This is a genomic window from Alienimonas sp. DA493 (assembly GCF_043951915.1).
GTDB lineage: Bacteria > Planctomycetota > Planctomycetia > Planctomycetales > Planctomycetaceae > Alienimonas.
In genome coordinates this window covers 22,101-28,714 of the sequence record NZ_JBINJD010000062.1, presented here as the reverse complement: position 1 = coordinate 28,714, position 6,614 = coordinate 22,101, and the positions used below count along the sequence as shown (strand labels likewise).

The window sequence follows — 6,614 nt, the reverse complement described above, 5'->3', positions numbered from 1 at the left end:
GCCGCGGCGGGGACGCTCAGGTTGTGGCCGACCTCGGGTCCGGTCGGACCCTGTCGCAGTGGAAAGGAGCGCTGGACTCCGCGACGTCGACGCTTCGGGTTGTCACCGCAAGGTTCTTGGCGTTTTTGGGACGGGCCGCCGGAGCGGCCCGCCGTTCCTCAGCGAGTCAGCCTCGGGCCGAAGCCGGTCGTCCGGGGGGACGGACCGGATTCAGTTGCAGCCGCAGGGGGCGGCACAGGTCGGGGCGACGTACTCGCCGCAGGGGGCTTCGCACGGGGCGGCACAGCTGGGGGCAGCGCCGCAGACTTCGGCACACGGGGCCGCACAGGTCGGGGCGGCGCCGCAGACGTCGGCACACGGGGCGGCACAGGTCGGGACGGCGCCGCAAACGTCGCCGCAGGGGGCGGCGCAGGTCACCGGGGCGCAGTAGGACTGCTGGCAGCACTCATCCTTGTGGAAGCAGTCGAACAGACCGAAGCCGTTCTTCGCGCCGCCGAACAGGCGCTCGCACAGGCTCGGCTTCTCGCAGCAGGAGGTGTACGTCGGGGCGTAGCCGGTGCAGCCGGTGTCGCAGGCGCTGTAGGCCGGAGCCGCACAGGTCGGGGCGCACGGGGCGGCGCAGCTGGCGTCGCCGTGGCCGAACAGGCCGGCGTTCGCCACGCTGCCGGAGCAACAGAGGGCGGCGACGGCGACGAGGGAGAACATCTTCATGGGGAACGATCCTCTGGGGACGTCTTGAGACCGGGAGGGGAAAACGGCTCGCCGTACCGTCCCGCCGTCGCGTCCGCCGACGCGGGAGGCGTCGGCCGAAGGCGGGTCGCCCGGGGGCGGCCCGCGTGGCGGGGCGTTCGTCCATCGGCCCCCGTTGGGCCGTCGGGCGGTTGGTTGGCGAACCGGAGCAGGTTCACCCCTCACTTCGTCCGGTTCGCCGCGAAGACTGCGGCCCCCCTCGCCCGTTCGCCCCCTTTCCGCCGGCGGCCGGCGTGTCCTCCGGTTGGTGTCGGTCGTGACGGACAGCCCGCCGGGAACTTGCCCGAATTCGGCCGATTCCCCTCATCCCGTCTCGCGCCCCCGCCGGGATGTGCCGCGTGGACCGAACCGTCCCCGTCAGGCGGAGACGCCCTGTTCCCGCAGCGCCAGCCGGCAACAGCGCTCGTACAGCAGGCCCGCGGACACGCCCACGGCCGCGGCGCTGCGGGGGACGAGGCTCGCCGCGGAGAATCCCGGGACCGCGTTCAGCTCCAGCAACCACGGCGTCCCGTCCGGGGCGACCCGCAGGTCGACCCGGCAGAGCCCCTCGGCGTAGACCGCCTCCGCGGCCTGCACCGCCAGAGCCGCCGCCGCCGCGGGCACGTTGGGGGCGTCGCCCGCGTCCGCTCCGTCCGAACCGACGGGGACCGCTTCGACCCGGGTGCGGTCGTCCTCGTACTTCGCCGTCGTGGTGAACAGAGCGTCCGGTCCGCCGGCCGGGACGATCCGCAGCGGCGGCAGCGCCACGCCCTCCAGCACCGGGACGCTCCATTCCTCCCCGGGGACGAACTGCTCCGCCACGGCGAGTTCGTCGTGGGCGTGGGCCGCGGCGAGGGCGGCCGGCAACGCGGACAGGTCGTCGATCCGCGTCACCCCCACGCTCGATCCGCCGGCGTCCGGCTTGATCACGAAGGGCAGCGGCCAGTCTTCGGCGCCCTCCGGCGGTTCGTCCTCGTCCCAGCCCCCGCGGTACAGCTCCGCCCAGGGGGCGGTCCGCAGACCGAGTTCCGCCCAGCGGGCCTTCGCCAGCCGCTTCCGCCAGGAAAGCACGCTGCTCCACACCCCGCTGCCGGTGTACGGCAGGCCGAGCCGTTCCAGCACGGTCTGCACCCGGCCGTCCTCGCCGAACGGTCCGTGCAGGGCGACGAAGGCCACGTGGAAAACGCCGCCCTCTTTCTTCCCCGTGGCGAACGGGCCGTGCACAGGGTCGAGCGTCATCAGGGCGTCGACGCAGTCCTCGTGGGACTGCGGCAGCTCGAGCCGGACGGCGTCGTGCCCGCGATCCTTCAACGCCGCCTGCACCGCGGCCCCGCTGGCGAGGCTGATCTCCCGCTCCGGCCCCATCCCCCCGCAGATCACGGCAATCCGCAGCGGCGCGCCCGTCACGGCGCCGGGCCGCAGCTCCTCTGGGGCGAAGCCGAGGGCGGCGGCGTACCGCGTCGCGACGGTCGCGTCGACGGACGCCGTCAGGGCGTCGGTGAGGTCCGCGGCGCTCACCAGATGCGGAGTTCGGTTTCGAGCTCCACGCCGGTCCGCTGCAGCACGGTGTCGCGGCAGAGGTCGATCAACCGCAGCACGTCGGCGCTTTTGGCGCCCTCGCCGGTGACGATGAAGTTGCCGTGCCGGTCGGAGACTTCCGCCCCGCCGACCCGCGTGCCCTTCAGCCCGGCCCGTTCGATCAGGTCGCCGGCGCTTTGGCCGCGGGGGTTCTTGAACACGCAGCCGGCCGACTGGTGGGAGAGCGGCTGACTGCTCTTCTTGAGGATCCAGGTCTTGCGGGCCCGGTCGGCCAGCGCGTCCGGATCCGCCGGCCGCAGGGCGAACGTGGCCCGCAACAGGCAGAGTTCGTCCAGACTGCTGCGGCGGTAGCCGAAGGACAGTTCGTCCCGGGTGCGGGTGCAGATGTCGCCGGAGCGGGTCATCACCTCGACGGACTCGCAGACGGAGCCGACGTCCGCGTGCCGGCCGCCGCTGTTGCCGTGCAGGGCGCCGCCGACGGTGCCCGGGATGCCGACGAGCGTTTCCAGTCCGGCCAGCCCCGCCTTCACCGTCTCCGCGACGAGGTGCGACAGCGGGGCGCCGCAGTCGACCGTGACCGAGCCGACCACTTTGTCGATCGTCAGGTCGCTCCAATGTTCCTTCGGCAGGCGAATCACCAGACCGCTGACGCCCTCGTCCCGGACCAGCAGGTTCGACCCGCCGCCCAGAAGCCGGCAATTCGTCCCGGTCTCGGCGCAGCGTCGGACGAGCGCCTGGAGTTGCTCCCGGTTGACGGGTTCGGCGAAGTGCTGGGCCGGCCCGCCGACCCGCAGCCAGGTTTTCGGGGCGAGCGGTTCGTCGGTGACGACGGTCGCCCCGGCGAGGTCCGCGTCGGCGAACGGCTCCGCCGGCGGCTCCGCGGACGCTTCGACGGCGCCGTCCTCGGCGTCGGGCTGATCGGGAGCGGGAACGTCCGGGGGATTCATGCGGCGCTGTACGGTCGGGTTCCCGGGGAGGGGCGGGCGCCGGGGAAGAGGAGGTCGCGGGCGCGATCGATGTCGCCGGCCCCGGCGAGCACGAGGGCGTCTCCCGGGCGGGTCGAATCGTCCGCCCAGCGGGGGAGAGCGTCAAGGTCGGGCAGAAAGGTCGCCCCGGAGGCCTCCGCCAAGCGGCGGGAGAGGGCGGTGCACTGTTCGGCGGTGGCGGTTTCGCGAGCCGGGAAGACGGGCAGCACCGCGGCGTTCTCCCACTGCTGCAATGCCGCGGCGAACCTGTCGAACAGCGCCTCGGTCCGGGCGCACTGATGGGGCTGGAAGACCAAACCGGTCCCGAAGCCGTCCCAATGGAAGAACATGTTCTTCCAGTACAGATCCCGCAGTGCCGACGGGTGGTGGGCGTAGTCGTCCACGACCGTCCGGCCACGCCACTCGCCGACGATTTCGAACCGCCGGCGGAGCATCGGGACGGGCGTGTGCGGCCAGTTCGTCCAGATGCAGGCGTCGTCCAGGTCGACGCCCATCTCCGCCGCGGCAACGACAGCAAAGGCGACGTTATGCCTCGAGAGCGCCTCGCTGGGCATCGCGGAGCGTTGCTCGTTGCCGACCCACTCCCGCGTCTCGAACGTCACGCCGCCGCCTAGGCCCACGTCGTACACGCCGTCCGGTCGCGGGCCGCTTCGCTCTGGAGTGCGCTCGTGGAAACGGACGACGGCGTTGCGGCCTTCGCTAGCCCACCGACGCCATTTTTCTTCGGAGACCACTGTGCCTTCGATCGGCACACGCTCCACGAACCGACGGAACGCCCCAATCAATTCCGCCTCGTCCCGGTAGCTGTCCGGGTGGTCGAACTCCACCCCGGTGATCACTGCGTGCCGCGGTTCGAGCCGCAGGAAATGGCGGTTCCACTCGCACGCCTCGACCACCAACAGTTCCGGGTCCGGATCGGCGAAGCTGTAGGTTGGATCGACCGGCTCCGCCCCCACGAAACCCGCTACCCGGCGGCCGGAGCAGCGGAGGAGGTGCACCAACAGCGCCGCAGTCCCGCTTTTGCCGTGGGTGCCGGCGACGGCGATCGTCTCCCGGAGTTTCGTCAGCTCCGCCAGCAGGTCGATGTGCGTCGCCTGCGGGACGCCCTCGATCTCAGCCCGCTGCCGGGCCGGGTCTGTCGGCGGGACGGCGGGGGAAAAGAGGAGCAGGTCCGGCCGTTCGTCCCACATGTTCCCATCGGGATCGTGGGCGACGGCGAGGCCCTTGGCTCGCATCCGGCCCAGCACGTCCGGCTTGCCGCGGTCGGTGCCGCTGACCTGCCAGCCGAAGCCGTGCAGCAACTCCGCCATCGCCCGCACCCCGCTGCCGGCGGCGCCGACGCAGAACACGCGGCCGGGGGAGAACGGGTCGAGCATCACCGTAGGGTCCGCTGTGCGGACCGCGTTCGGCAAGCGTGGAGCGGCCGGGAGCGTGAACCGACACGGCCGGTCCGCGGAGCGGACCCTACACGGCCTGCAACACCGCGGCGGCGGCCTGGCCGGTTTTGGTGGCGTTCACGCTCACGCCGGAGGTGCCCTTCAGCGACAGCGGGCCCTCGTGCACCACGTCGATGCCGCACAGCGGGTCCGGCATCTCGAACCCGAGCGTCATCGGCAACTGCCGGTTCCGCAGGGCGAGGACGCTGCCGGCCAGTTCGATCGCGCCGCTGCCGGCGTCGGTGTGGCCGAAGTGACTCTTCAGCGCCGTCACCGGCACGCCGGCGAGGTCGTCGCCCAGCAGGGTGTGATAGGCCCGGCTTTCGACGAGGTCGTCCCAGCGGGTGCTCTTGCCGTGGGCGTTGATGTGGCCGATGCCGGCCGCCTTCTCGATGCCGCCGCGGTGCAGCGCGGTCTTCATCGCGTTGACGATGCCGGTCCCCTGATCGCTCCGCCGGCCGCCGCTGGCGGAGGCGGTGCCGAGCAGTTCGCAGTAGATGTCGGCGCCCCGGGCGACCGCGTGGTCGTAGCGCTCCAGCACGAAGACCGCGGCGCCCTCGCCGGCGACGGTCCCGTCGCGGCGGGCGTCGAACGGCCGCACGGCGTGCTCCGGGTCGTTCGTCTGGGCGGACAGTTCCCCGGCGGACCGCATCTTGGCCAGATCGAAGGCGTCCGTGTTGCTGGAGGAGGCGCCGGCGATCATCACGTCCGCGGCGCCGCGGGCGATGGTGCGGGCGGCTTCGTCCAACGCGAGGATCGCGCTGGCGTCCTGGCAGGTCAGCGTGTTGTTCGGGCCGCGGGCGTCCAGGGCGATGGAGACGTGGCAGGCCGGCATGTTCGGCAACTGGCGGAGCAACCACAGCGGCGGGACGCTCGGCAGGCCCAGTTCGCCCCAGAGGTTCGGATCGAACGCCCCGTCCGGCCCCACGCAGGCCGCGGCGCCCTCCACCAGGGCCAGCGGCCCGGGGGCGATGCGGCCGGCGCCGTAGACCACGCCGATCCGCTCCGGGTTCACGGCGCCGGCCGGCAGCAGGGCGTCCTCGGCGGCCAGGTCCGCCGCCAGCACGCCCAGTTGGACGTCGCGGCTCATCGTCTTGAAGTGCTTGCGACGATCGGACAGATGCGTGTTCGGATCGAAGTCCGACACCTCGGCGATCAGCCGACCGGAGACGCCGAAGTGGTCCCCCCGCACGTCCTCCAGACCGGACGCCGCGTGGACGCCGCCCAGACCGTTGCAGAGCCCGTTCCAGAACGCGGTCCGGCCGATGCCGACCGGCGAGACGACGCCCACCCCGGTGACGACGATACGCGGCGTGCCGTCGGCCCGGCGGGTCCTGGCGGCCAGCCGGGGGCGCCGCCGGGTCGGGCGGGGAGAACGCGAATGTGGGTGACTGGAATCGGACATGGGTGTCCCGCTCGCCGGAGACGGACCGCGCCCGCGACCGGGACCCGACCGCACGCGGAGCCGACGACGGTGTAGACCGTCGCGGGAAACCGGGTGAAGACGAATTGCGGACGTGGGGGCGCCTGTGACACGCATCGGTCGCGAACCGGTGACGGCATGACCTTTCCCCGACCGACGTACGCCGGCGGGTCGGGCCGGCGCGTCACGACCGTTCGCGTCGCGACCATCGGCGGAGACCGGGCGGCGACGGCCCCCGCGGCAAATGCGGAACCCGCGCCCGACCGGTTGGGCCGGTGGCGACGTGCGTCACGATGTGGGCGTCTGAGCAACCCGGGACCCCGGTCGTCCGCGTCCCACGGCGGACGGATAAGGCCCCAGACTTGCGCAGCCTGACTGACCGTATTCGACGCTGCCGAGGGGGGAGGGTCAAGCTGTCCGTCGTCAGGTTGATGGACATCCGCCAACTTTCCGTCGATTCCCCAGACCTTGGCCGGCGCTTCCGCTGCAATCCCGCTGTGG

General features: G+C 72.4%; 5 protein-coding genes. All 5 read right to left on the bottom strand.

The genetic code is table 11. The features are described 5' to 3' along the window. Nucleotides 1-210: 210 nt before the first annotated feature. The gene (locus tag ACG2DA_RS11345; RefSeq protein WP_395255776.1) at nt 211-711 is read right to left on the bottom strand and encodes a hypothetical protein; all 501 of its coding nucleotides are present in this window, start codon (nt 709-711) and stop codon (nt 211-213) included. Between the two features lie 396 nt (nt 712-1,107). Further along, nucleotides 1,108-2,247 carry a D-alanine--D-alanine ligase gene (locus ACG2DA_RS11340; protein WP_395255775.1) on the bottom strand — a complete coding sequence of 380 codons (1,140 nt, stop codon included), beginning with the start codon at nt 2,245-2,247 and terminating at the stop codon, nt 1,108-1,110. Continuing rightward, a complete protein-coding gene (murB, locus tag ACG2DA_RS11335; protein ID WP_395255774.1) occupies nt 2,244-3,215 on the bottom strand; it encodes a UDP-N-acetylmuramate dehydrogenase in 972 nt (323 codons plus the stop codon). Before murB ends, ACG2DA_RS11340 begins: the two co-directional genes overlap by 4 nt. Continuing rightward, nucleotides 3,212-4,630, bottom strand: coding sequence for a glutamate ligase domain-containing protein (locus tag ACG2DA_RS11330; protein ID WP_395255773.1), 1,419 nt, complete (start codon nt 4,628-4,630; stop codon nt 3,212-3,214). Before ACG2DA_RS11330 ends, murB begins: the two co-directional genes overlap by 4 nt. An 88-nt stretch (nt 4,631-4,718) precedes the next feature. Next, nucleotides 4,719-6,095: a beta-ketoacyl-[acyl-carrier-protein] synthase family protein gene (locus tag ACG2DA_RS11325; RefSeq protein ID WP_395255771.1), complete on the bottom strand. Its 1,377-nt coding sequence runs from the start codon at nt 6,093-6,095 to the stop codon at nt 4,719-4,721. Between the last annotated feature and the right edge of the window lie 519 nt (nt 6,096-6,614).

Coding starts and splice junctions, on each gene's coding strand:
- ACG2DA_RS11345 (WP_395255776.1), bottom strand. CDS start 711: ATGAAGATGTTCTCCCTCGTCGCCGTCGCCGCCCTCTGTTGCTCCGGC.
- murB (WP_395255774.1), bottom strand. CDS start 3,215: ATGAATCCCCCGGACGTTCCCGCTCCCGATCAGCCCGACGCCGAGGAC.
- ACG2DA_RS11330 (WP_395255773.1), bottom strand. CDS start 4,630: ATGCTCGACCCGTTCTCCCCCGGCCGCGTGTTCTGCGTCGGCGCCGCC.
- ACG2DA_RS11325 (WP_395255771.1), bottom strand. CDS start 6,095: ATGTCCGATTCCAGTCACCCACATTCGCGTTCTCCCCGCCCGACCCGG.